Annotated in this window: 20 protein-coding genes; 6 read left to right on the top strand and 14 right to left on the bottom strand. The window is 58.7% G+C overall.

Features of this window, described 5'->3' with window-relative positions; genetic code table 11:
• Window positions 1-279: 279 nt before the first annotated feature.
• Window positions 280-585, bottom strand: a complete 306-nt coding sequence (locus BRA471DRAFT_RS07170; RefSeq protein ID WP_157234000.1) for a hypothetical protein — start codon at window positions 583-585, stop codon at window positions 280-282.
• Here BRA471DRAFT_RS07170 and BRA471DRAFT_RS07165 point away from each other — a divergent pair.
• Entirely contained in the window at window positions 584-1900 is a 1317-nt protein-coding gene (locus BRA471DRAFT_RS07165; protein WP_007605810.1) for an MFS transporter, read from the top strand. The genes BRA471DRAFT_RS07170 and BRA471DRAFT_RS07165 overlap by 2 nt on opposite strands.
• Window positions 1901-2448: 548 nt before the next feature.
• On the opposite strand, the gene BRA471DRAFT_RS07160 is transcribed toward BRA471DRAFT_RS07165, so the two are convergent.
• Both BRA471DRAFT_RS07160 and nifA read right to left on the bottom strand, forming a co-directional pair.
• Window positions 2449-3306, bottom strand: a complete 858-nt coding sequence (locus tag BRA471DRAFT_RS07160) for an electron transfer flavoprotein subunit beta/FixA family protein (protein WP_007605808.1) — start codon at window positions 3304-3306, stop codon at window positions 2449-2451.
• Between the two features lie 416 nt (window positions 3307-3722).
• Entirely contained in the window at window positions 3723-5528 is a 1806-nt protein-coding gene (nifA, locus tag BRA471DRAFT_RS07150) for a nif-specific transcriptional activator NifA (RefSeq protein ID WP_157233999.1), read from the bottom strand.
• Here nifA and BRA471DRAFT_RS38010 point away from each other — a divergent pair.
• Window positions 5527-5712: a hypothetical protein gene (locus BRA471DRAFT_RS38010; protein WP_157233998.1), complete on the top strand. Its 186-nt coding sequence runs from the start codon at window positions 5527-5529 to the stop codon at window positions 5710-5712. The genes nifA and BRA471DRAFT_RS38010 overlap by 2 nt on opposite strands.
• A gap of 1 nt (window position 5713) precedes the next feature.
• On the opposite strand, the gene BRA471DRAFT_RS07145 is transcribed toward BRA471DRAFT_RS38010, so the two are convergent.
• The 11 genes from BRA471DRAFT_RS07145 to BRA471DRAFT_RS07095 form a co-directional block, all read right to left on the bottom strand.
• Window positions 5714-6550, bottom strand: coding sequence for an SDR family NAD(P)-dependent oxidoreductase (locus tag BRA471DRAFT_RS07145; protein ID WP_007605802.1), 837 nt, complete (start codon window positions 6548-6550; stop codon window positions 5714-5716).
• An 820-nt stretch (window positions 6551-7370) separates the two neighbouring features.
• On the bottom strand, window positions 7371-8390 hold the full coding sequence (locus tag BRA471DRAFT_RS07140; protein ID WP_198287891.1) for a nodulation protein NodZ: 1020 nt from the start codon (window positions 8388-8390) through the stop codon (window positions 7371-7373).
• Window positions 8391-8510: 120 nt separating this feature from the next.
• Window positions 8511-10523 carry a carbamoyltransferase gene (locus BRA471DRAFT_RS07135; RefSeq protein WP_007605795.1) on the bottom strand — a complete coding sequence of 671 codons (2013 nt, stop codon included), beginning with the start codon at window positions 10521-10523 and terminating at the stop codon, window positions 8511-8513.
• Window positions 10524-10655: 132 nt separating this feature from the next.
• Window positions 10656-11444, bottom strand: a complete 789-nt coding sequence (locus BRA471DRAFT_RS07130) for an ABC transporter permease (RefSeq protein ID WP_007605794.1) — start codon at window positions 11442-11444, stop codon at window positions 10656-10658.
• A 3-nt stretch (window positions 11445-11447) separates the two neighbouring features.
• A complete protein-coding gene (gene nodI, locus BRA471DRAFT_RS07125) occupies window positions 11448-12362 on the bottom strand; it encodes a nodulation factor ABC transporter ATP-binding protein NodI (RefSeq protein ID WP_007605792.1) in 915 nt (304 codons plus the stop codon).
• A 4-nt stretch (window positions 12363-12366) separates the two neighbouring features.
• A complete protein-coding gene (nodU, locus tag BRA471DRAFT_RS07120) occupies window positions 12367-14079 on the bottom strand; it encodes a nodulation protein NodU (protein WP_007605790.1) in 1713 nt (570 codons plus the stop codon).
• Between the two features lie 11 nt (window positions 14080-14090).
• On the bottom strand, window positions 14091-14720 hold the full coding sequence (nodS, locus tag BRA471DRAFT_RS07115; protein ID WP_007605788.1) for a nodulation methyltransferase NodS: 630 nt from the start codon (window positions 14718-14720) through the stop codon (window positions 14091-14093).
• Between the two features lie 23 nt (window positions 14721-14743).
• Window positions 14744-16102: a chitooligosaccharide synthase NodC gene (gene nodC, locus BRA471DRAFT_RS07110; protein WP_007605778.1), complete on the bottom strand. Its 1359-nt coding sequence runs from the start codon at window positions 16100-16102 to the stop codon at window positions 14744-14746.
• A 14-nt stretch (window positions 16103-16116) separates the two neighbouring features.
• Window positions 16117-16776: a chitooligosaccharide deacetylase NodB gene (gene nodB / locus BRA471DRAFT_RS07105; RefSeq protein ID WP_007605769.1), complete on the bottom strand. Its 660-nt coding sequence runs from the start codon at window positions 16774-16776 to the stop codon at window positions 16117-16119.
• Window positions 16773-17405, bottom strand: coding sequence for a NodA family N-acyltransferase (locus BRA471DRAFT_RS07100; RefSeq protein WP_007605764.1), 633 nt, complete (start codon window positions 17403-17405; stop codon window positions 16773-16775). The genes nodB and BRA471DRAFT_RS07100 overlap by 4 nt, the downstream gene beginning before the upstream one ends.
• Entirely contained in the window at window positions 17402-17794 is a 393-nt protein-coding gene (locus BRA471DRAFT_RS07095) for a response regulator transcription factor (protein ID WP_231171047.1), read from the bottom strand. The genes BRA471DRAFT_RS07100 and BRA471DRAFT_RS07095 overlap by 4 nt, the downstream gene beginning before the upstream one ends.
• Before the next feature lie 465 nt (window positions 17795-18259).
• Here BRA471DRAFT_RS07095 and BRA471DRAFT_RS07090 point away from each other — a divergent pair, with 465 nt between their 5' ends.
• The 4 genes from BRA471DRAFT_RS07090 (at window position 18260) to BRA471DRAFT_RS07075 (ending at window position 24285) form a co-directional block, all read left to right on the top strand.
• Window positions 18260-19204: a LysR family transcriptional regulator gene (locus tag BRA471DRAFT_RS07090; RefSeq protein WP_007605762.1), complete on the top strand. Its 945-nt coding sequence runs from the start codon at window positions 18260-18262 to the stop codon at window positions 19202-19204.
• Window positions 19205-21484: 2280 nt separating this feature from the next.
• Window positions 21485-21688 (top strand): hypothetical protein, encoded by a 204-nt coding sequence (locus tag BRA471DRAFT_RS07085; RefSeq protein WP_035973624.1) that lies wholly within the window; start codon window positions 21485-21487, stop codon window positions 21686-21688.
• Window positions 21689-21803: 115 nt separating this feature from the next.
• Window positions 21804-22523: a MerR family transcriptional regulator gene (locus BRA471DRAFT_RS07080; protein WP_088930950.1), complete on the top strand. Its 720-nt coding sequence runs from the start codon at window positions 21804-21806 to the stop codon at window positions 22521-22523.
• A gap of 649 nt (window positions 22524-23172) precedes the next feature.
• The gene (locus BRA471DRAFT_RS07075) at window positions 23173-24285 is read left to right on the top strand and encodes a branched-chain amino acid ABC transporter substrate-binding protein (RefSeq protein ID WP_007605759.1); all 1113 of its coding nucleotides are present in this window, start codon (window positions 23173-23175) and stop codon (window positions 24283-24285) included.
• Window positions 24286-24952 lie beyond the last annotated feature (667 nt).

Raw genomic sequence — 24952 nt, 5'->3', positions numbered from 1 at the left:
ACATACGAACCGGAGCGCCCCTCGAAGTACGAGCGCGCCTCGAAGGACAACTTGGCTCTTTCCAAGCATGGCCATCGGCGCCGCGCTTGATCGCCAGCGCGCTCACAAAATCCTTTCCGGCGAACCTCCGGTTAACTTTGAGCATATCGACATCGCTGGAGATCGGGTGAGATAATAGCGCAGTTCGGCCCCAATCGCAGGCTCGCGAGCTGTTCTAGCACGACATCTCACGGAGCTCCTCGCTGCGGCTCGTATGCCACCGATCTCGTCCTTCCCCTTTCACTGCATATCGGTACGCTTGATGAGAACTTCGGCCACGCCACAGACAACAACCTTGTCGCCGACCTTGGCGCCGAGAATTGCCCCAGGGTTCAGTAGCTTGAGAGCCACTCCTGCTGCACGAGCGGAATGACGAGCGAAAATTGTGAGGGTTTGCGGCAATTGCCGAAAATATGCCGGAAACATCAGGCGCTTACGGCTTGGTCGATAGTGCCCTGATGGCCGATTCGCGGCCATGAAACTGCACGCGGCTGCGGTGAGATTTTCTCCGGAAGCGGCCATTTCAATCGAGAGGAAACTCGCCATGTCACCAGCGCCCATTGCGCACGCCTCAAATGCCAAATCGCGCATTGGCGCCATCTTACGTGCCACGAGCGGCAACTTCCTCGAGCAGTTCGACTTCTTCTTGTTCGGGTTCTACGCCAGTGCGATCGGAAACGCGTTCTTTCCATCAGGAAGCGAAACCGCTTCACTGCTTAACACCTTCGGTGTGTTCTGGCTGGGTGCCTTGATGCGACCTGTTGGTGCGATCGTGCTTGGAGCCTATATTGACCAGATTGGCCGTCGGCAAGGCCTGATCATCACGCTTTCGATCATGGCCATTGGCACCATCATCATCGCCTTTTGTCCGGGCTACGCGACGATCGGCATTGCCGCACCTGCGATCGTGCTGTTCGGACGGCTGTTGCAGGGCTTTTCTGCCGGCGTCGAGGTTGGTGGTGTTTCCGTTTACCTCTCCGAGATTGCCACTCCGGGCAACCGCGGCTTTTACACATCTTTCCAGTCCTCGAGCCAGCAGGTTGCGATCTTTGTCGCGGCTCTCATAGGATATTTTTTGAGCGAAGCACTTCCGGCCGAAATGGTTGCCGCTTGGGGCTGGCGGATCCCGTTCTTCCTTGGCTGCTTGATCGTACCGCTTATCTTCTTCCTGCGCCGGACGCTGGACGAAACTCCGGAGTTTCTGGTCATGAAGAACCACCCAACGGCCCGCGAGGTCTTTGCCTCCACACTTGCGAACTGGCGCATCGTCATTCTCGGCATGATGATCGCGATGCTGACGACCACGACATTCTATTTCGTGACGGTGTACACGCCTACGTTCGGCAGGCACGTATTGCAGCTGTCCACGCAGAACACGCTCTTGGTGACGCTTTTGGTCGCGGTGACGAACTTCATGTGGAACCCAATTGGCGGCGCGATTTCCGACAGAATCGGCCGGAAACCGGTCCTGCTGACCATTGCCGGCCTTGCCTTGGTGACTGCATATCCAGCGTTGTCTTGGCTTGTAACGGACCCAAGCTTTGGCAAGATGCTGATCGTGGAGATGATGTTCTCGTTTTACTTTGGCACCTATAGCGGCGCCATGTTGGGCGCTCTGGTCGAAATCGTGCCGAAGCACATTCGCACAACTTGCTTTTCTTTGGCGTTCGCACTCGCCGCGGCTCTGTTTGGCACGTTTACGCCGCTTGCATCGACTTGGCTGATCGACCGGACAGATGACAAGGCGTCGCCCGGTTTCTGGTTGATGTTTGCGGCTTTGCTCGGCATTATCGCCGCGCTCACGATTTATCCAGGAAACACCAAGAGAGTCGCGAAAGCCGTTGCGACCCGAGCGGCCTAACCCGGCGGTAAGCGCGCAATTTGCCACGCGTTAGCACGCGCGCCCGCGGGACGTTGGGGGCCCAAGGCTGAACTGAAGTTGGTGCGCGACTATCCCTGCGGTGATTTTCACGATGGTGCGCGGCCGTTCTGCCGATCACGGTTCTTCCTCTCGATTCCGTCCGGTGGTCGGACGGTGCGCTGCCCGCACTTGCAGTCGCGTGAAACACTGCGGATTTCGCGCGAGGACTGGGATCCCTCGCGCGAGCTCCACGCTCTGATATTCTGTGCGGCCGCCACAACACTCGAACGCGCACATCGTCGGGCTGCGTGAATTCCCCAGCGGACTGGTCGTCTCGAAGGTAGCGACAAACGTTAGCGTAGCGGGCCGTCTTGTATCCTGGTCCAATACCGACCTCTCGGCGCTCGGATACGCAGGTTGACGGCTCACCTTCTTGTCGCATCTGGCGGGGAGTGGTCGAGAAGTTTGGTCGCGCCTGTACAACGAGCGACGGGCCAATGCGTAACCAGACCCAGGCTGTTGCTCGCTGCGCTCGATCAGCCGTAACTTCACGCACCGCGAGCTTGCGCAGATGAGGCGAGCTGTGCGAGCTCCGTTTCGAGCATAGGGTTGCGCTTGAACATAGCGTCGATCAATGCTTGGGCCGGCTGCTCGGCCGCCTCCACCCACGTCGCCTTCTCCGCTCGCGCGGAGGGCGCGAACACACGCTTGACCACGGTCGGCGATCCCCTCAGACCGCAATTGGCCATGTCATCCACCCCAGCACTTTGGGCGCTCCATTTTACGATTGTGGTGCGGGCGGCACGCAACGCATCTATCATTGCGCCGCGGCGAATTTGATTTGTTGCCTCTAACATGCTGACGAGACACGGCAGCTTGGAACCCAACACCTGGACGCCCCCTTCGCAGCGCCGTTCGGCCTCGATGGTCCGTAGCTTGAGGTCCAACGCTTTGATCGTGGAAACATAAGTGAGCTGCTGGACCCCGAGCCGCCTTGCAATGCCAGGTCCCACCTGCGCCGTATCGCCGTCGATCGTCTGCTTGCCGGTGAATATGACGTCCGGTGGGCCATATTCCTTTCCGATGTTGCGAATCGCGCTCGCCAACGCGTAACTCGTCGCCAGCGTATCGGAGCCCGCGAAGCTACGGTCGGTGAGCAGGACAGCGCGATCGGCACCAAATGTCAGTGCCTTTCGGAGAGATTCTTCGGCCGACGGCGGTCCCATTGTCAGGACGGTGACTTCGCCGCCGAATTGATCTCTTAGCTCGAGCGCAGCTTCCAATGCGAAGAGATCATAGGGGTTGATGATTGTCGGCACGCCCTGGCGCATGATCGTATTCGTAACAGGGTGCACGCGGATTTGCGCGGAGTCGGGGACTTGTTTGATGCAGACGATGCTGTGCATGTACTTCTCCTAAGATGCCGAGCCGACTCCCGACGCAGCAAATGTCATACCATCCAAGGCATTTCGCCAACGAGGAATGAATGCAGGCTGACGACGAGCCGGTTGTCGCAACTGCGATGGTTTACGCACCGGCGTGATCTCAAGCTGATCGGAGTCAGGGGCGGCAACGGAGCCGCAGCGATCACGCGCCGCTTCGACGCCAAAGCCATTTTCAGGGCGCGTACGTTGCAAACAGACGATGACAAGACTGGCCGAAGCGAAGACGCCCTACGCGTCGCCGGCGAGTAAATCCCAACCCAAGGCACAACGCTACCATCCCCATCATGCATCCGAGCTGGCGACCGCCTCTTTTCCACGCTTTCCTATCCCAGTCGGCCGAGCGAGAGAGAGAGAGAGGAGCGAGCTCGACGCTTGGCTCAGAAGCGTTTGATCTCGATGCCGTGTCTTCGCAAGGCGTAGCCAATCTGGCGCGGGGTCAGTCCAAGCAGGCGCGCCGCCTTCGCCTGTACCCACCCGGATCTTTCCATGGCTGCGATGACGCGCTCGCGATCGGTGACTTTCGCGGCACCCACCACGGGGCGCCCCAGCGGTGTCAGCTCGCTGCTCACCGGCTGAATGGGTGTGGCGGCTTGTGTTGGCGGCATGCTCAGCCTCGCGGGCAGTGAGATTGTCGGGCTCGGCTGTCGGGCCATTTCCGCCGGTCCACACTTCCATAGCAAAGCCGACAGGCATTGCCCGTGGCAGCACGCAAAATCATCTCTTACGATCGACGATCCTCGCGCTAGCGTCGCGGTCCGCTGCACGCAGTTTTCGAGCTCACGGACATTACCGGGAAATCCGCAATTCATGAGGACCTCAATCGCACTTGAATCGAATACCAGAGTACGGCCGTTCTCATTGTTAAAGTTCCTCAAAAAACGAGCGGCGAGAAGCGGAATATCAGTGCGTCTTTCCCGCAGCGGCGGCAATAGCAGAGGAACAACGCTGATGCGGTAATAGAGATCGGCACGGAACTCGTTCCTTGCCACCGCCTCTTCAAGATTTTTGTTCGTGGCCGCAATCACGCGGACGTCGACTTTGATCGTCTGATTGCCGCCCACCCGCTCGAATTCCTGCTCCTGAAGCACGCGCAGAAGCTTCGCCTGGAACGAGCCCGAGATCTCTCCAATCTCATCCAGAAACAGCGTTCCCTTGTCGGCGATCTCGAAGCGCCCCTTGCGCGCGTTGAATGCGCCCGTAAACGCCCCCTTCTCGTGTCCGAACAATTCGGATTCCAGCACGGTCTCGGTGAGGGCTGCGCAATTCAGCTTGATAAAGGAGCGTTTGGCGCGCGCTGAACGCTCGTGAATAGCCTTCGCGACCAGCTCTTTGCCGGTACCCGATTCGCCACGCAACAAAACCGTGCTATTTGATTTTGAGATCACCTCGATCTTGTCAAGTAGCGCGCGCAGCGCCGGGCTGTCGCCGATCATCCCCTCGACTTGGACCTTCTTACGGTCCCGCCCATGAGGCTTGAGCTCGGAGAGTTGCTTCTGCAGCCGGAACTCCTCGTCCATAAGGCGCCCGCGATCGCGCACAAACGAGCAATGCAGCTTCGTCGTCTGGCCTAGCAGGCTGGCGACCATCGTCAGAAGGCGGAGGTCGTCGTCGAGCTGCGCACGCGTCCCATTGTCCGCGATGCGGTCAATGCTCAGCGTACCCACAACTTTGCCGTCAACGTCTATGGGAACGCCGATGAACGCAACACGCGTATGACCGCCGGCATTTAGCATATCGACCTCCGAAGAACTGAAGGCCGAATGCAGCGCTACATTCTCCACGATGAGCGGCTGCCCCGACGCGACGATTTGATCGATTGCTCCCTGCGGCAAGCGCACCCGGCAGCGGGCGTCGCGGTCTTCGCTCCTGCCGTCCTCTACGATGATCTCCGGCCCGCCGTCATGCTCGAACAGACATACGATGCCGCGCCGCATCTGCACGAGCGATCGCAGGCGCTCGATGACGCTCGCCAGCTTAGCCTCGAGCCGACATAGGCCAGTGAGCGTGTGCGCTATTTCAACAATCGTGCTTAGCGATTTCTCTTGGGACCGCACAATACAAGCGGAAGCATCCGCGTCGGAGGTTGAGTTTGGCTTTTCGCGCAGGGAAATGCTGTCTAGCATGACGACTTCTCCGTTCCTTTCTCGATCCTCCCCATCGGACTTGTTGGATTCGTGTTGCATGCCCGATCTGACATCCAGTTCTCAGGGCGGACGAGAGATTACCCCTCTTCATGGCACGTCGGCAGCACTTAGCGTAACTAGCTTTGCCGCTTTGTTTTCCAACTCGCTGCGCGGATTCACCCCGGCCAACATGCCTTCCATCGATGAAGCTCAGAACAGCCGGGGCTCTTTAGGGGTTGATTGAATTATAAGTGTTGCCCGCCATTGATCGGCACTTCGGCGCCGGTGACATAACTTGCCGCATCTGAACATAGGAAGAAAATGACCTTGGCGACCTCTTCGGGTGTACCCACTCGGCGGAGTGGGATCTTTGGCACAAGATGCGCTTCCGTGTCAGGCGACAAAATGTCCGTCTTGATTTCGCCGGGCGCGATCGCATTGACGCGAATGCCATGCGCGGCGTAATCGTGCGCCATTTCGCGCGTGAGACAAGCGAGCGCAGCTTTCGAAGTCGCATATGCCGAGCCTGCAAATGGATGCACCCGCGAGCCGGCGATCGACGTCACGTTGACGATCGAGCCTGACGCCCTTTTTAATTCGTCGAACAGGCCTTGAGCGAGTAGGATCGGTGCCACCAGATTGAGGTGGAACACGCTCATCCAGGTGTCGACTGAGGTCGCCAGCGATGTCAGCCTGGTACCGTTTGCCGCTTTTGGTGAGTTTCCGGCATTGTTTACCAGTCCGTGCAACGGTGCGCCAGCAAGGCGCTCCTTGATCTCGGCAATCACGCGCGGCAGCATCCGATGATCGCCCAGGTCGACTTCGATATAGCTGTCGCCCTCTGAGTCTGATGGGCGACGCGCCGCGTCCAATGGTTGGCGCGCGCAAGAAATGATGCGCCAACCGGCTTTCGAAAACAATTTTCCGGTGGCGCGACCGATACCGCGCGATGCCCCGGTCAATACCAGCGTCTTTCGCTCACGCAGGGGACGGCCCGCTCGATTGGCGTGAATTGGACCGCTAGGGTCCGTTTCCGACGATTGAGGTACGACCGCTTTGTCATCTGGTAGATCTAGATTCACACGCGGCTCCCTTCCGCTCCCATCGGCTGTGCACCTTGTGCAGGATCCGGGCCAAAGCGACGCAGGGCATAAGGGGCGCACTTTTGCGACAAATGACAGGTTCTGAACATCTGGCCTGTTTGCTTTTCGACAACAGCAACGCCGCGTCAAACCCCCGGGCGCGTTGACCGCGTCGCGCTCCAGGGGTGGTCTGTGGCTCATTCGAATTGGCGGAGATAGTTTAGCTGCCTTGTGCGGAGATCAGGATCGATGACCAGTTCGTTCAATTTCCTCGGTTGGACGCGCCGCCGCAGATGCGGCTCTGGTTCGACATCGGTGGGCTGGGGCTCGTGCCGTTGATCAGATGCGGTCGAAAGTATTTCGCAACCAGCGCATGAACAAGGCCGTCGTCCAGAAGACTAGCTGACCGCGAAGGGATTAACGCAGAAACGGCGATACGTCTCCCTGGCGCGCGTCCTTGCTGCTGGGACATTCTGACGTGACCGTCTGCTACGTCAGATTCCTCGGCGGCCCGGGCCACCATTGCCGTGCTCTTCACCGCGTGGCCACCAATGGCGGTTTCGGCCCGGCGATGCCGGGACCCTAACCTTTTCTCCGGCCAGTCGACTTACACGTCGCGGTCCGACGTATCCCGGGACAAGGCCGCCGACGCTCGCCGGCATTGGCCTACGCTTCGCCGGGCATTCGCTGTACCACTGAATCCCGGCAGTGCGTCGGTCAGCCCTCAGCTGCGGACGTTGCGAAACCCGATGCTGTGGAAGCCAGCAGTATCAGGCCGACGATCTAGGCGACGATTGCTCAGGTTCAGATTCGCGGCACCTCATGAAGCCGCGAAACGCTCGTATGGATTATCGACCAGGGTCAACTGCTCCGGATTGCTCAGATCGAATTCAATAATGCGTGGCACGAGCAGACGGGCATAGCGCGTAAAGGCGCTGGTGGGGGGAAAGCGGATCACGGTGGAGCATCGCGCAAGAAGATACATGTCGATGAGCGCGGAAGCTCCACCTTCAATTCCCATTTCCGCACTATGCAACGGCCCTGCCAGATCGGCCTGGAACCGTTTTGGTGCGGCGAAGATATCGGGAAACAGACCCGATATGTGATCGAGCACCTGTGCGCTATCCGTGCACAGGAAGATCTTAACAGGCTTTGGATATGGCAAAGCCATGGCTTTACGGATTGCCATGCAGACCTGACGAAGAGCGAGCTCCGAATCGGCCCAGTACGGAGCATGCCCCATGATATCTTCGCCATTGCCGTGCCGAACATGAACGCCGATGATACTATGGCCGCTAAAGTGTTGCTCATACAAGTCCTCGATCCGCGCTCGAATCTCAGACCTGAGTTTGATGTTTCGGAAGATCAGTCGTTCGGCTTCCTCACCACAACGCCACATCAGGCAAGCGTCACAGACAATGGTGTTGGCCTCGTTATCGTCTCCTGCTTGGAACAGCTCAGTCAGTTCGTCACGTTCTCGGAAGATCTGCTCGTCCGTACGATTGATACAGTCGATCGATGGCCTATTCCACCACGGCGGGAAGAACGGGCCGGGAAACGAGAGCTGGTTGAGCCTGTCATCGCAAATCACCGGCACGCCAGCGATCTCCTCAACCGGCTCGAAGAACACCGGAAAGGCGTTGCTGAACGGTTGGTCGACATAACAGGAACCGCGCCAGTCAATAACGAGCGTTCGCCCGGTCCGCTGCGCATACGACCAGGCTGATGCCAACGACCAGAGGCAATCACCAAAGCCGGTGCGCCTCCGAGAAACAACAAAGCGTTCCTTCGTCACGTTATCAAACCCTTCTCGTTGCGCGAGTGTGGCGCACCAACTCATCTGCGATGCCGATCCACGCCGGGCGCTGGTCACCTGGACGCAAGTCACCCAACCCGCAAACTCATCCTGCACGGCACTGCGATTGGCAGGTCATGCTGGAGGTGTCACATTACGCACCTTTTATGACGGCCCAGTCTGTGACGGATGCAGCCGAATACGACGCTGATCCCACAGCCCGCGCAGTTCGTTCAGGAGAGCTTCGCGCCTGGTCTTGTCAGAGGTGACCCTGGCGAGAAGATCGGCCAGAACAGCTTCCTTCTCGATTTGCATCAGCATGTCGAATAGGTCATGCGAGACGCGCACGCTGTCATGGCTGGAGTGACCCATGCGGATCTCGCAGATTGTCTCCTGGCGGTCTCGGCCCGCATGAGCGCGAACCCGGTAAAGAGATACATGGGGCGGCAGTGACACAGCGAGCGCGGTCCAATTTTCGAGCGTTGTTGCCCGCTTTTTGATGAGGAATGACCCGACCACAAGGCCATCCAGCTCGGTCGACAAAAACGCCGTAATCGCATCGGCAACCGAATCTACGATCGGTTCGGCATTATTGTTGAACGACGTATTAAGCAGAATCGGGACGCCCGTTCGAGCCTTGAACGCATTGATAAGTTCCCAATAGGCGGCATTGCTCGTGCGGGACACGGTTTGCAGCCGAGCCGTACCATCGATATGCGTGATCGCGCCCAGCAATGCACGCATGGATTCGCGCACGCGCACGACGAAATTCATGAAGAAATATTCTGCACGACCATCCGGCAACTCAAAGAACGCGCCCGCATCCTCCTCGAGAACCGATGGCGCGAACGGTCGATAACTCTCGCGCTTCTTGACCATCGCATTGATCCGGTCCTTGTTTGTCGCGGGCCTCGGGTCCGCAAGAATGCTGCGGTTGCCGAGCGCACGAGGGCCGAACTCGGACCGGCCCTGTACCCACCCGATCACAGCGCCATCAGCGATCCACTCGGCTGCTCTGGCTGCGACGTCAGCGGTCCGTTCAATCTCGAGGTGTCCGGCCCATCCCTTCAGTTCCTGTTCAATGCTGTCGTCGCTGCCGACATCGGGCCCCCAATAAACCGCCTGTAGTCGTTCGCGGGGCGGAGCCTGCCCGGCCTCGTTCGATACCATCAGCGCCGCACCCAATGCGCATCCGGCATCATGCGAGGCCGGCTGCACAAAAATCTCTTCGAACAGGCCTGAGTACAGCAGTTTTCCGTTTAGCGTGCAGTTGTGGGCCACCCCGCCAGCCAGGCACAACCGTTTCATTCCGGTCTGCTCACGATAATGCCGAAGAATGTGAAAGACGATCCGCTCCAGCGCCTCCTGCAATGAAGCGCTCACATCTCGGTGCTGTTGCGTGAACGGCATTCCCTTTCGCCGGACCTCGACATTGCGCAGCAATGCCGGGCCGATACGGTCGAGGTGAACGCGGTAGGCACCGTTGGGGGAGAGCTCATAAAATTGGGAGAAAAGCTCGCGATAGCGAGCGGGATCTCCATAAGGAGCCAATCCCATGACCTTATATTCGTCGAACAGGCCGTAGCCGAGGTATCGGATCGTTTCCAGATAGAACAGTCCGAGAGAGTTGGTTTCTGGAAACGTCATGAGCTCGGTCATTTCGGTGCCCGACCCCACCGCCAACAGACCCGAGAGGAAGTCGCCACAGCCGTCGATCGCGAGAACCAGGCTTTCTTCAAAACCGGACATTGCCAAAGCGCTTACGGCATGGGCCTGATGATGGCCTACGAATGACACCCGCGAAGGGTCAACTTGGGTACCGAACTCTGCCGCGAGAAGGTGCCGCAACAGGAGATTCGCATCCAGCGGAATTGAGATCTCAGGTTGTGAGATGAACAACCGTTCGAGCATCGAATTGCAGTAGGCTTCAGTCGCGTAGAACGCAATACGATCGACGTCGCGAAGCTCCACACCCGCGGCTGCTAGACAGTATTCAATCGCACTGCTCGGGAGCTTGTTCGAATGTTTGATGCGGTTGAGGCGCTCCTCTTCAACGGCGGCGATCACGCGTCCGTCCTTGACGAGCACCGCGGCGCCGTCGTGCAGAAACGTGCTCGGTAGTTGCAGCGGGTTTTCATAGACCCTGTCAAGCCCGCCACTCAATCCTAGACACAGCATCTTGTTCTCCGTTCATTTTGAGAGGCCTGTTGGCCTATTTCATATCGCTTGGTTGGCGAGTAGGCTGCACGTCGCCGCGGGGCCGCAGGCATCGCCAACACGCGCGACGCTTCGCTTTAGGTCTTGTTCCTCTCACCGCATCAGGCGTTGCCGAAGCAGCGCAGCTGAGACGATGAAGGGAATGGCTGCGTAGATGCAAAGTGCGCCCACATGCAAACCGACGCTGTCGACCGGCCGACCGAGCATTGCTGGACGAATGAGATCGACCGAATGTGTCAGGGGCAACAAAGCCGCGATGCGTTGAAATGAACCAGGCAGCTGGCTGATTGGGAAGATCGCCCCGCTCAAATACATCATGGGCGTGAGGATAAGTGATTGGTAGAAGATGAAATAGTCGTGGCTCGGTGCAAGAGCTGAAACGACCATTGCGAGGCTCGCGAAAGCAACGCCAGTGAGGGCGATGGCTGGTAACGCATAGGGAATGGACGACCACTCTGCATACCCCAGCGCGACGGCGACAATCGTGATCGCCGTCCCGGCGAGCAAGGCCTTGCTCGCTGCCCATGCCACTTCACCTAGAACAATGTCGCCGAGCGTAAGAGGCGTACAGAGCACCGCCTCCCACGTGCAACCTGTCTGCATGCGAGCGTAAACCCCATAGATGGTTTCAAAGGTTGAGGAGACCATTGCGCTTGTGGCGACCATACCAGCCGCCAGAAACGCAATGTATGAAGTCCCCTCAACGCCACCTACGATCATTCCGAGGCCAAAACCAAGACCGAACAGAGAGCTCATCGGCTCGGCCAGATTCCCAAGAATCGACGCCAGAGCGACTTTCCGCCAGACCAGAAAGTTGCGGCGCCATACCGCGATCCAATTCCATGGATTGGCAGGGAGCGCGGACGCAAAACGTTGCCACATCGTTCAGTCCTTCATCTCTCGCCCGGTTAGCCGTAAGAAGACATCCTCCAGATTTGGAGGACGCTGCAGAAGGCGGAGATCCGTACGGTTGCCAAGTCGGCGACGCACCTGCTCGGGATCCTTGACATAGCAAAACAGCGTCTCCCCGCTCACCTCAGCGTGCTGCACTTGGGTTCTGACCAGCGGCAGCAACTCATGCGGGTCACCACCGTAAATCTCGATCACCTGACACCCGATCTGCTGCTCGATCAGAGCATGAGGCTGCCCTTCGGCGATCTTGCGGCCGTGCTCAAGCACGCACAGGCGGTCGCACAATCGCTCCGCCTCTTCCATGAAATGGGTGGTGAGAAGAATCGTTTTGCCGCGCGCTAATAGCCAGCGCAAGCGTTCCCAGATGAGATGACGGCCGTGCGGATCGAGGCCAGTCGTCGGCTCGTCAAGTACCAATACCTGCGGGTCGTTAATGAGGGCACGTGCCAGCGTCAGCCGCCGCTTCATGCCGCCGGACAGTTCGGCGACGCGGGCGTCCGCCTTGTTCTCTAAGCGGGCGAATTCGAGCAGTGACGGCGTCACCGCGTTGACCTCGGTCGCGCTCATGCCGAAGTAGCGACCGAAAACGAGCAAGTTTTCGCGCACGGTGAGCTGAAGATCAAGGTTATCGAACTGTGGGACAACCCCGATGCCCCGACGCGCCAACGGCGCATGTGCCGGCACCGGCTCGCCAAGCACGTGGATCTTACCTGCGTCGGGCGATGCAACACCCAGGATCAATCGCGCAAGCGTACTTTTACCCGCGCCGTTTGGTCCCAGCAGACCGAAGCACTCTCCGGGCGAGACCGTAAACGAAAGAGCGTCCACGACGGTCCGGTCCTTGTAGGACTTGCTCACCTCGAAAAGGTCGATTGCCGGGGTTGACATTTGCTTACGCGATCGCGACGGACGTTGTTCGCACCGCGTCCTTGGTCGCGTGCTTTTTCGTCCAAAGCAGGCCGTCACACCACACGTGATCGATGCGTCCCCACTGGCACGCGGCGGCAGCATCCGGGAAAAAGCCGCGTCCATGCAAATTGGCGCTGGTATTGCAAAGCAGCGGAATGGCTGTGAGCTTCTCGTACGCGATGAGAAGCTCGACCACTTTATGCTGAGATGTTCTGGAAACCGTCTGTAGGCGAGCAGATCCATCGAGATGCACGACCGCGGGAATTTTGTCCCGCCATTCCGGTCGCGTCTGGTGATCGAACAGCATGTACGGATCGGGTACTCCAGGGCTAAAAATCTCCGCCGCACGATCCTCCAGGCATATCGGCGCTACCGGCCTGAAATGCTCTCTAAGCTTGACGTCGTTGAGATGGTCTTTCATTCCCTCCCAGCTCGCAGCCGCGAGAATGCTTCTGCCACCCAACGCACGTGGTCCGAGCTCGGCACGCCCGGCAAGGAAGATCACGGGCTTGTCACTCGCGAGGATTGCCGCAAGTTCGCCCATAGTGCAGGGCGCGCCGTCCCATCCGGGCGGGACTTCGCTGGAACGAACGGCCGGTCCACTGTAGACCGTCCATTCCAGAGCTCTAAAGCCTTGCTGTGCCGCCAGTGCACAGCAAGCAGCACCGATCGCTGAGCCACTGTCGTTCGGAAAGGGCGGCACCCACACGTCGTCGAACAGGCCGGTCGCACGAAATGCACTATTCCACTTGATATTCAGGCCACACCCGCCGGCTATGCAGAGGTTACGCACCCCCGCAAGATCCGAATGTCGCTGCACAACATCAGCGATTGTGCGAACCAGCAGGCGCTCTAGAAAGACGTGAAATGACGCAAGGATGTCTTCGGCTTGCTTGGCCTTCAATCGCAGTGCGCACGCATCGAAGAAGTCGTGCAGAGCTTCAAGTGGTGATAGTGAGCTGTTGATCTGTGCAAGCTTATGACAGGCGCCCTCAGCATCCGTGGCAAAGTGCGCCTGATAAAGCTCCTGAAACGTCTTAATAATCTCCTCGTCGGGAGCTCCGAGAGCGATATAGGCCATCAGCTTGCCGGCTATGCCGAGATCCCAGCTGGTCCGGTCTGCCCGCCTGTAAGGTCCAAAGTGATGTCCTGCCGTCGCATAGGCGTGGCCTATCATCGGAAACAGGCACTCGATGAACCGAATCCCGTGCGCCTCGACATAGTAGAGGCGCGGAAACATGCAGCCGTCCCACACCAAGCAGAAAGCAGATTGTGCGGATTTGGCAAACGAGCTGGTGCAGTATGCGGATGCTACGTGCCCGGTGACATGGGGATAGCTTTGATACGGATATAGTTTCCCATCAAGCATAAGGCCGATGCGATCGCGGGACGCGAGGGGGCTATCGCCTTGGCGTTCGACATACGGCGCGCCCTTGAGCTTGACGGTCGTCGTCCCACTAAGGACTTCAAACTGGGATTCGAGCTCTCCATCCCAGCCATCAATGACGAACTGATCGACATCGCTCGGATCGAGCCCGTGCTCCGCCAAGGCGCTAACAACGGAATCCAGGTTGTCGATGGTTTGATAACGCGGATTATTGTTCAGCTTCTCCTGCTCGACGCAGAACACCACTCGCCCGTCCTCAATCAGAGCGACTGCCCCGTCATGCGTCAACTTGATACCGCAGATACGCATAGTGGCTCCTTTCAGCCTCGGCCGTTGGGTGGGATCAAAGATGGCTCCGGATTCCGAAAGCGGACCAAAAGGCAGTCTTCGTCAGCCGACTGCCCCTGGCACTGCACGCGTTCGACCTCAATGAGGGCTTCAGTCAAAATCGTGATGACCGTCTCGGCGCCAGCGACATGCCCCCATCGCTTGCAGGTCGCATCACGTGCAGATCCGAAGACCAGATGCCCACCCGGAGCAAGCATCTTGACCATGTTGCCGACTGCAGTACGCATTTGTGTCATGTCTTCGAGATAATAGAGAACTTCGGCGACCACGATCAGATCGAACAGCTCTGCGGCCGAGAACTGCAGAATGTCAGTCGCCGCCCAGCTGATATGCGACCACCTCTTGGTCCGCTGGACCGCTCGACCGATCGCTCGCGGCATAACATCGATGACCGTGAGCCGTTTGCAGTGAGGAGCAAGCTTCTCTGTAAACGCACCGGCCGCGCACCCGATTTCGAGGCCATTTGAGACGGCGCTGTTCGACAGCGACAGCCGCAGCAATTGGGTGTGACGCTCACGTTCGAACGGATTGTCGTCGAGCCGCCACGGATCCTCATTAGACAGCTCCCGTTCCAACGATTGATATGTCTGGTGCACGTTCACGACCTAATCTCCTACAAAGCTGCTCACTCAGTCTCGGCCGCAATGCCATCCGGCGCGATCAGCTGCGATGGAGCGCGCGCAAGACCTGCCCTGCGAATTGCGCCAGGCATTTCCGATCCGGGGTTAAGGCTTGGTCCAGTTGTCGCGTCTTCGGTCGAGCCCTTCGATTCATCAACGTCTGGTGATTTCGCTATTTTGCGCGAGAGCCAATCGCTGTTGCTCAAGGTACAGAGCGCATAGGCTTTCATCGGGAGCAGGAGGAAGATGTTGATCGGGGTGTGCAGCGAGAAGCCGATAAATCGAAGCTCGCCGGCGCGCAGGGCTGCCACGCTGCATCGAATCAGGGTCATCGCGACGATGGTCAGACCGGTCCACCAGGGCACGGTGCCCGTGAGCGCGAGCTGAGCGAGCGCGGCAATCGATGAGATGGCGAGCAGCAGCGGGCCGAGGTTCTGTCCAACCACGTCCAGCGTGAGGTACCGGTCGAGGCCGGGCAGCAGGTGCAAACCGAGCAGGGTGTCGCGGTAGGTGCTGCGCGCCCAGCGGAGCTGTTGGCGCAGATACGGCAAGAGCGTGTCCGGGACCACCGTGGCGGCGATGGCGTCCGGAACGTACTCCGTTCGGAACCCTGCCTTGAGCATGAGGATGGTGAGATGACGGTCCTCACCGAAGTCGCTGGGTTTTCCCCGGAAGAACTGCGTCTCGTATTGCTCGAGCAGCAACAGCAGCGCGGAGCGCCGGTACATGGCGCACGGCCCACAGCAGCACATGACGGCACCAAACCGCGTCTGCGCCGCGCGCTCCTCGTTGCAAGCCAACCAGTACTCCATGTCGATCAATCGGGTCAGCCAGCTGTCGTTTCGGTTGCTGGCCTTCAATTGGCCCATGGCCGCGCCGACGGCTGGATTCTGCATCTTGCGCACCAGCTTGCTGACCACGTCGCTGTCGATTTCCGTGTCGGAGTCGACGTTGAGCACGAGATCGCCGAATGAGCGGCGAATCGCTGCGATCTGCGCCTTGCGTTTTCCAACATTGCTTGGCAGCAGAATGATAGTGAATCTCGGGTCATACGCGTAGCTCGCGTGGACCGCGGCCACTGCGCCGACATTTGCAGAGCCGTCGTCGACCACATAGACCTGTAATCGCCCTGGGTAATCCTGGCTTGCGATAGACTTCAGGCAGGCCGCCAGCGTGCGCGGGTCCTCGTTGAAGCAGGGCACGATGACATCGACGCTGGGCAGAGCATCGGCGTCGATCGGGTCGTACGGCGGCAGTGGAGCGTCGCTTCGCAGCGCATAAAGCGCCTGCGCGCTCTTGTGGACGCTGGAGAGCAACGCGTAGGAGGCAACAGCAGCGGTGCTGATGGTGGCAAGCAGGCTCATGGGAACCGATCTATTCAGTGAGGTTGAGGAAGCGACCGGATTGCAAATCCACGGTCATGCAGTGCTGGAATGAGTTGGGCGAGCGCCGTCACGGTCTGGTCGCGCCGACCAGCATGAGGGCAGCGTCCCAACTCGTCGGGAGGGCATCCGTCGTGCAGGAGCACGATTGAGCCCGGCCGGACCGAGGCCAGCACCGCGGCAACAATCGCCTCGACGCCGGGACGCGACCAGTCTTGCGGGTCGACTGACCAGTGCAGGGCTGCCAGTTCGGCCTTCGCCGACACGGCGAAGGCCTCCTTGCTCCAGATCCCGTACGGCGCACGCATGTGCCGCACAGAGGCCCCGGGGCAGGCCATTCCAATGACCTTATTCGTCGTGAGGATCTCGTATTCCACCTCATCCGCTATGCATTTGGCCAAGTCCGGGTGCGTCATTGTGTGGTTTGCGACCTCGTGCCCTTCTGCAATGATGCGCTGGATCAGCTGCGGCTGGGCCGCCGCGTATGCACCGATCACGCAGAAGGTGGCGGGCGTCCGATGCTGCGCCAGAACATCCAGGATAGCCGGCGTGCAAAGCGGGTTGGGACCATCATCAAAGCTCAGATAGACGCAAGGCTCTCCGCCGGCATCGGCGTAGTCGCTCCGCGCTTCAGTCGCGTCGTTTGTGGACCTCACAGTTCTGGCCCGTTCCGTTCGATCGTGTCACCCGCAGGCCATTCGCTCATGGGTCTCGCAATCGGCAGAACGAGGCCGACCACGTCCTCCACACGTGTCGGAGGCACATTGAGGTAGATGTCCGGACGCGCGGACCGGACGCGGAGCCCTGGCAGAACAGTCGCCAATCCCTGTCGCCCGAGCAGCCTGGTAATATGTTTCTGCAGGGCAGCTCGGACCGTGCCAAAGCCGAACGGCACGCCAAGATCTCGCAATACGGGATACATCGCTCGGATCGAGTGGGTTATCCCAAGCCCCTCCAGATCCGGGCGAACCCCGTACAATCCGAGTTCAGCCACGAGCAGATCGGTCTGACCAATTTTTATGAAGCGGCGCAGTGCCGCGATGTGAATCGCAACGCCACGATCATCGTAGCCGATTGCCCGAATTTCAGGCCTTGCGCCGGCCCAGCTTCGATGACCTTCAAAGGGCTTTGCATTGAATTCCCCCGTCGGACCATAGGTCTTCCGGAAGAAGTCGGATAATTCAATATGGTCAGCAAGTTCAAGGTCATTCTCCCAGCACAACCTCCAACGGACTGGAGGGCGCGCCGAAACACCTCGTGTGGATTCGGGCGCGATCATGTTCATAGGGCGTCATTCCTGTTCGCTATCTGGCTCCTGACGCAGGCCAGAAGTTCGCTACCTTCGAAAGGCTTGCTCATGAACTGGCGTCCAGGGCCTCGCCTCACATCGTGTTCGGAGTGGCCTGTGAGCAGAACGGTAGGAATCGCGCCTCCGGATGCAACCAGATGATCGAAGAGCTCGAGGCCACTCATCGCGCTCGAGTGCATGTCCGCGATCAAGCACGACGTGATCGAACGGCGGTCTGATTTCGAGAACCCCTCTGCGCTCTCGAATGGTTCAGGCACGTAACCTGCGGAAAACACCATATCCGTCAGATCTTCACGCACTGACTGATCTGCATTCACAATCGCGACCACATCGCGCGTGTGCGCAACTTTCATCAGATTCGCCAAGGACGCCTTCGCTTGCATGTTCCGCACGATTTCACCGTCGCAAGGACGCAATCCAATCGGATGCGACCAAGGCACATTTGGCACCCGCAACCGGAGGGGTGCGACCGGACGGCAATCTACGGCCTGGTTGAGGGTTCGCTCAATTCTACGGCGGTACACGGTGGATATAGAATGGATTGGCGAAGCCATACGATGGTTTGCTCGTCGTATACGCCCACGCAACTTTGCGGATTTCGATCGTTCTAGCTCACGGCGATATGGCTTGCGCAACACGCGCGAAACTGCGACCGCTCGATCGAGACGTCTTGATTGATACCTAGCGCTGGGCTGAGACGCGCAACGGTTTGTAACCATTCTGATGGATCTGACATCTCGCTAAACTATCGTTTGCTATCCTCATTCGGTACAAATGGTAAAATCGATTATATCGATAGAACACATTCACAGCGTGGATCGCTCCGGATTATGCGTTTCAAGGGCCTTGATCTGAATCTCCTCGTCGCGTTCGACGCCCTGGTGACGCAAGGCAATCTCACTACGGCGGCAAGAAGCATCAATCTCAGTCAACCTGCCATGAGTGCCGCCGTCGCGCGGCTTCGCACTTACTTTCGCGATGAGCTATTCACCATGAAAGGACGGAAGCTTGTCCCAACGCCGCGGGCTGAAGCGCTCGCAGCCCCGATTCGCGAGGCTCTCGCTCACATTCAGCACTCCATTATTTCTCCAGACGGCTTCGATCCGTCTCAATCGAATCGGCGATTTAGGATCATCCTGTCCGACTTCATGACCGTCGTGTTTCTTCGAGGGGTCGTGGACCGCGTCGCGCGGGAAGCACCAACAATCAGTTTCGAGTTGCTGCCGCCCGCAGAGGAACCTGATGAGCTTCTCCGGCGCGGTGAAGTCGATTTTCTCATGTATCCGCAGATGTTCATGTCGAGCGCGCATCCGAAGGCGGCTCTGTTCGAGGACACTTTCGTCTGCGTGGGCTGCCCCATGAACAAGCAGCTCGCTTCGCGTCTCACGTTCGAGAAATACATCTCGATCGGGCACGTGGAAGCCCAGTTCGGGCGCTCCCTGAGGCCCTCCTTCCACGAATGGCTCTTGCTCGAGCATGGTTTCAAGATACGCACCGAGGTCGCGGTGCAGGGGTTTGGCATGATTCCGCCTATGTTGTTGGGCACCAACCGTATAGCGAGCATGCCCTCAAGATTGGTCAGCCATTTCGCACAGACGATGCCGCTGCGGGTTGTCGAACCTCCCCTGCGACTTCTCACATTCACAGAGGCCGTCCAATGGCCCGCCATTCATAATACTGATCCTGCAAGCATGTGGTTGCGCAACATATTCTTGCAGCAGGCATCCACGATGGTCTCTCCGTCCGAGATCAGCCAATGTCACGGCCCGTCCTAGGACTGTTCGGGCCGGTTGCGGCCTGCTCCCGCTAACCGGACTTACGCCAGGCCCGAAGCCCCCGGTCCTCTGATTGACGTTTGGCATAGTGAAAAAAAGCGCGCTTAAGCGTAGTTTGGTCGGGTCGCAGCCGATTGACTCGCCGTGCCGTGACGATCCTGCGCATCACACAGCTCGCTTGGCGGCTAAGGACTTTCCGCTGATTCGGACGGGACCGCATCACAGGTGCATGCGCCAGCTTCAGAGTACGCAAAAATTATGTGGCGTGTCCGGCGAACAATGTTCGGCCTCAGCACCAAACTCGCTTGAATCGCACGCCGCGTCAGGTTCAAGGCCAGCACCTGCGATCGACGTTGCGGGCTTCACCTGGTAGCGAACCCGCATCGCTGTTTGCCTGAACTGGTGGATCTCATTGCCTTCAACAGCGATGGAGTTAGTCCCGAAGCGCGCCACTAGATACAAATGGCTGATGACCGGCAGAGGCGATTCCTGCTCGTTCAGGTCGAATCAACATGAAAGCTGAACGCAGACGCCGCCCACGATCGCGCACCCCAAAGCCAACCGCCAGCTCGCGCAAACCCGGATGGGCGGGGAAGACTGCGTGTCTTCGCACAATGTCACAATGGAAATTCGGAACACTTCCTCTCTCGACGGCGCTTATCTTCCTCTCGATGGGCGCGATGCCGCGTGATCGAGTGCAACCGCAAGCTTGCAGACCGCAGGATCAACCCGGATCAAGTGACATCAGCTGGCGGCACTTTTCCGGCTGCGCGCGTGTTGCGGTGAGGAGTGTTCATGATGAGAGGACCGCAACTGTGCCAAGGTGCGGCCGCGTAAGCGGTCGCCGCTCCCACTCGCCAAGCCTGCTCCTCCTCCAGCTTTCGATCATTTCGGCCGACATCCCCAGCCAAATCGGATGATCGGTGCCGGGTCCTTCTTTCCGATGTCGCGACAATCGCGTTTTTCGAAAGATCGCGGCGTGACTCACACCGCGCCACCGCCGTCCATCTCGAGCTGCTGCCTCGCACCGCTGACCCCGAAGGGCTCCTTTGCTGCGGCAAGATGATTTGCCTATCTTACCCGAAGCATCTATGTCCAGCGCGCATGCCAAAGCGATACTGTTAGAGGCTGGAATTGAGGTGTGAGCGGTTGCACGAGCAAGCCAATACGGTGATAGATCGCGCTCGAGCCTTGTGTTCGATGGGATATTTGCTGCGACTCCGCCAGCTGGCCCCCCAGATTTTGGAGTAGCTTCGAGTTGATGGCCTTAAGACGTGCATCAAACTCTCAACCACACTGTAGCATCGTCTCTTGCTATTGCGGACCCGTATAGCGAGGCGGCCAGCGGTTCGCCAAGTGATTGTACAGAGGCAAAGCCGCTACGGATCCTTGCACTTCGAGTGCATTGCATCTCCCGACGCCGTCCGATGTACGCGCTCCGCGACACTGATCCGGCGCACGCCTAAACATGCAAGTTATTGCTGCACGAGTTATGTCAGGTGTTTGCTCGGGCGCGAGCGCGTGGCGCCTGGGCGACCCTAGACGCGTGTGAGTTCCGCCACATGCAACGGATATGGCACGATCGTTCGAGACCCGGTCCTTAATTGCGAGCAACGTTTTGCCAGACGCTGAGGTGCACCTGCGTTGAGATGATGCCTTCAGGAATGGTCTTGAGCTTGCCTTCCGTCATACTCCCGACGTTCACGGCGGCGGACCTGCGCCGTTGAAGAGCAGCCATCGTCTTCCGGCACTCAAAACCTGGGCAGCGATCACGCGAGCAACGCCTTTGAGCCCACAGTGCCACAACAGGACTAGCGGACGATCGAAAAAGCTGTTAGGCGCCAAGCCCGCCACCGCGCCACGACTGGTGGTGCGACTGATCCGCGATGATCAACCCAATCAACCGCACCGCGCGCCGAGGTGATAGACGTCACGGCAAGGATTGCGACTGAAAGAGAGCCATCCGATGAGATCAGTGCTGTGTCTGGGTTCGCCGTTTCGGGAGGCCGTGTCTCAGCGGGCTGTCACGCACATCCTTTCGCTTTCCTGATGATCAGGCCGCAGAATAGCCACCGCTGCTGCAGGATCAGGAGACATTGCACACTTTGGGTTAGCGCACTGTCGGGCAGAGGAAGCAAACGCCATGTTGCACAACGGCATCACGTGGACGCACCTGTCACATTCTTTCACGCACGTCGCCGCTCCGTCTCCTTTTTGCCCCACCACAGCCAAACGGCTTCGTCACGTGCGGCGCGAGTGCAATCACCAAAGGAGGTTCTGTTGGAAACGCCGAGCGGAGTCTACGATCCGGATGATCTGGCGAGCTTGGGAAGGCTGTTCGATCAAGCGATCGCGTCTTTGCCGTCATGCATGCGAACCAGCGAGAATCGCGTGGCGATCGCCAGACTGGTGATGCAACGCGCAGCGAGGGACGAATTGGCGTCGCTCGCGTACTTGATGCTTGCACTTGTCTCGGCCGCTTGAGCACCGGCATGCACTCTAACCTTCTGGGGCCAGCAGCAAGAGACGCATCATCTAGATCATTGAAATAACTTGATTCTCACGTGACGTCAGGTTGTAGGCTTGCAAATTGAGGATCATGACAAACGCGATACCACGACGGCGCCGATGGCGCATTGGAGAGCTTGCAGAGGCGACCGGTGTAACCGTACGCACTCTGCATCATTACGAACATACCGGGTTATTGACGGTGTCGGAACGTACCTGTGGCGGTCACCGCATGTACGATCGGGAAAGCCTACAACGCGTCTCCCAGATTCGCGCTCTACGTGAGCTCGGCTTCTCGCTTCCTGAGATCCGCAAGGCGATCGAGGGGCGGACATCTCTCACGGACCTGTTGCGAAACCATCTGGAGCGGATTGAGCTTCAAGTCGCGCGCGCGACATTATTACGGGATCGATTGCGCACTATGACGACGCAAGGTGAGACAGAAGTCAGTGTCGACGAGCTGCCGGCGACGCTAGATGCCATGTCGCGGATTGAGGAGCGTGCCCCCTCTGCCATCTGCACGTGCGCCTCTAACGCTAGCCGCGAAGATCGGTGGCGAAAGATTCGGGACGAGCTGCGAAGCTGCATGGACCAGGGTGAGCCTCCGTGCTGCGAGCGGGCAAATGCAATCGCGCGTCAGGCCCGTTCGCTGCTGACTGAGATCGCAGGAGTTGATTCGACTGTCTCGATGATACTTAAGGTGCTGACGCGATTGACCGAACCACACAATCTCGCCGGCTGGGATGCGAGCCTCATGCGATACCTCGATCTCGCCCTCGCCGCGCTGGAGGACCAGCTGGGCCAGAGTTGAGCGCACCCGTCGCGACGCCCTCCCACTGGAATGTCGCCAAACCCAATGAGCTCATGGTGATCCTTGTCTGAGCCAGGATCGTTTGGTCCCTAGCAGTTCGCCTCCAAAGCTGCGTTGTCCCCACTATTGGTGTTTCGCTCTGCGGATCTTTGGCAATCAACATCGACGAGCACGCTTCAAAGTACTTGATTCGTACGTAGCGTCACATTGTACCTTCTAAAAGCATCGACGCAGCAGCGGGGCGACGGACAGAGCGTCGGCTAAATTAAGGGAGACTCCGATGACCGGCACCACTTACAGACGTTCTCGGTGAGAGTTCTCCACGAGAACCCGTCGCTCGATGATCGTCCCGCGCCGTCCAAGCGTCTCCTCGGCACATGTCTGTCGAGCACGGAAGATTGGCGCGAGTACCGGGTATCGGCGGGATGTTCGATATTGGTGCTGTCAGCCTTAGACCGCTTCTCCTGACTAGTTTCGGAACGTCCATTCGTCCGTGCCCGCTCCGATGCTTATGCGCAACCTGGCAACAACCTGAGCCCATTCGTACCCACCTGAGTTCGACTCAAACATCATTGCGCCGGACTGTTGGTCGCCGTCATCCAGGAGGCGAAGCAGACCAAGTCGTAGCGCGAGACATCGGGAGCCCTACATGTCGGTCCTTCGCGTTCACAGGCTTGCAGCTGCTGCGCTCGTTTCTTTAGCCCTGAGCTCGAGCGCCAGGTCAAAAGATGTTTACATTGCCATAGCCGGTCCAATGACGGGAAGCACTGCGGCGCTCGGCGCGCAGATACGCGATGGAGCGGCCGCAGCTGTGGATTCGATAAATGCATCGGGTCTGCTGCCTGACACAAGGCTCATATTGAGGATCGCGGACGATGCATGTGATCCCAAGCAGGCCGTCGCTGTTGCCAATCGCCTGACAAGTGACGGGATCAAGCTCGTCGTTGGTCACTTCTGTTCATCTTCGTCGATTCCAGCTTCAGACATATACGCCGAAGCCGAGGTAATTCAGATTTCGCCTGGGTCGACTAATCCCCGTCTGACAGAGCGCGGCCTAACGACCCTGTTTCGGATCTGCGGCCGCGATGACCAGCAAGGCAGAGTTGCCGCCGAATACATCGCGCGGCATCACCAAGGTGCAAAGCTCGCAGTCCTCGACGACAAGAGCACAGCAGGCAAGGGTATCGCCGATATCGTTGAATCGCGCCTTCGTGCAGCCGGCGAGCATCCCGTTCGACAAAGCTATGTTGCAGGCGAGAAGGATTACACCGCTCTCGTTTCGCGACTTAAGAGAGAGGGAATCCAGCTCGTCTATATCGGCGGCTATTACAACGAGATCGGCCTGATCGTGCGTCAAGCCGCGGAGGCGGGCTCACGTCTGACCGTGATCGCCAACGATCCGCTGATGACAACCGACTTTTTGGCCATTGCCGGCGAGGCCGCGAACGGCACGCTCTTTACCTTTATGCCGGATCCAACGAAGAATGCTGCAGGCGCAGCTGCTGTCGCCAAGCTCAAGGGTTCGAGCCTAACCGCCGCAGGTTACACGCTCTACGCTTATGCCGCGGTTCAAGCATGGGCCGACTCCGTCAAACGGGCCGGCACCTTAGATGCCACGCGGGTCGCTGCGGCCCTCCGCTCCGAGCCAATCGACACGGCTATTGGCACTGTTGCATTCGATTCGAAGGGAGACAATGCCGCTCCTGGCTTCATCGTTTACCGCTGGCGCGACAATACCGTCGAAGAGGTCGAGCAGAACTGACCGGCCCGTCCCAACACCGCACGGAGCGTTCGAATGATGAACCATCCTCGATATAGCGAGTACGCGCTGCTCACGTGCCTCGCAATCGCCGCAGTCGCAGCATTTCTCACCCTCGCAGCAATGCTATCACGGCTATCGTGCGCGCCCGCAGGGCCGCCCGAAGAGTACGTTCCCATTCGTCTGGTGCCACTGCAGTGAGCATCACTTCCACATTCGTAAGGGCGACGAATATCGGGGTCCTCTTCCAGCTAGTGAAATTGATGCGCGCCTCGCTCTCGGGAGTGAGCTGTCAGGGCCTCTTTCGAAAGAACGTACGTCGTGAAACGATGTCAGTGACGCGCAGTCCGCCTGCGGATTGCGCGAGTTCAAGCCGATCGTTAGCTGCGCTGTTCGGTCGAGGGACGTGGCGTTCCATCCCCTTCCTAGAAACAGCTATCGGCTCGGAAAACGCCGTGCGACGCCTGATCCGTGCTGATCGCTATCGACCTTGAGACGGAGTCTGATCCGGTACGGCCCTTAGCCAAGTCTGTCTTCCAACACTCACATTCACGCGGGCTCGCGCTTCACGGGTCCGAACAAAGCGCACGCACCTATGTAGGCTCGCCGAACGCCCTCAACTACTCTCGTCGACAAAAAGGGAGAACACCACTTTGGATGCAAAGTTGCA

Source organism: Bradyrhizobium sp. WSM471 (genome assembly GCF_000244915.1).
Lineage (GTDB): Bacteria > Pseudomonadota > Alphaproteobacteria > Rhizobiales > Xanthobacteraceae > Bradyrhizobium.
This window is presented reverse-complemented; position numbering and strand designations above follow the sequence as displayed.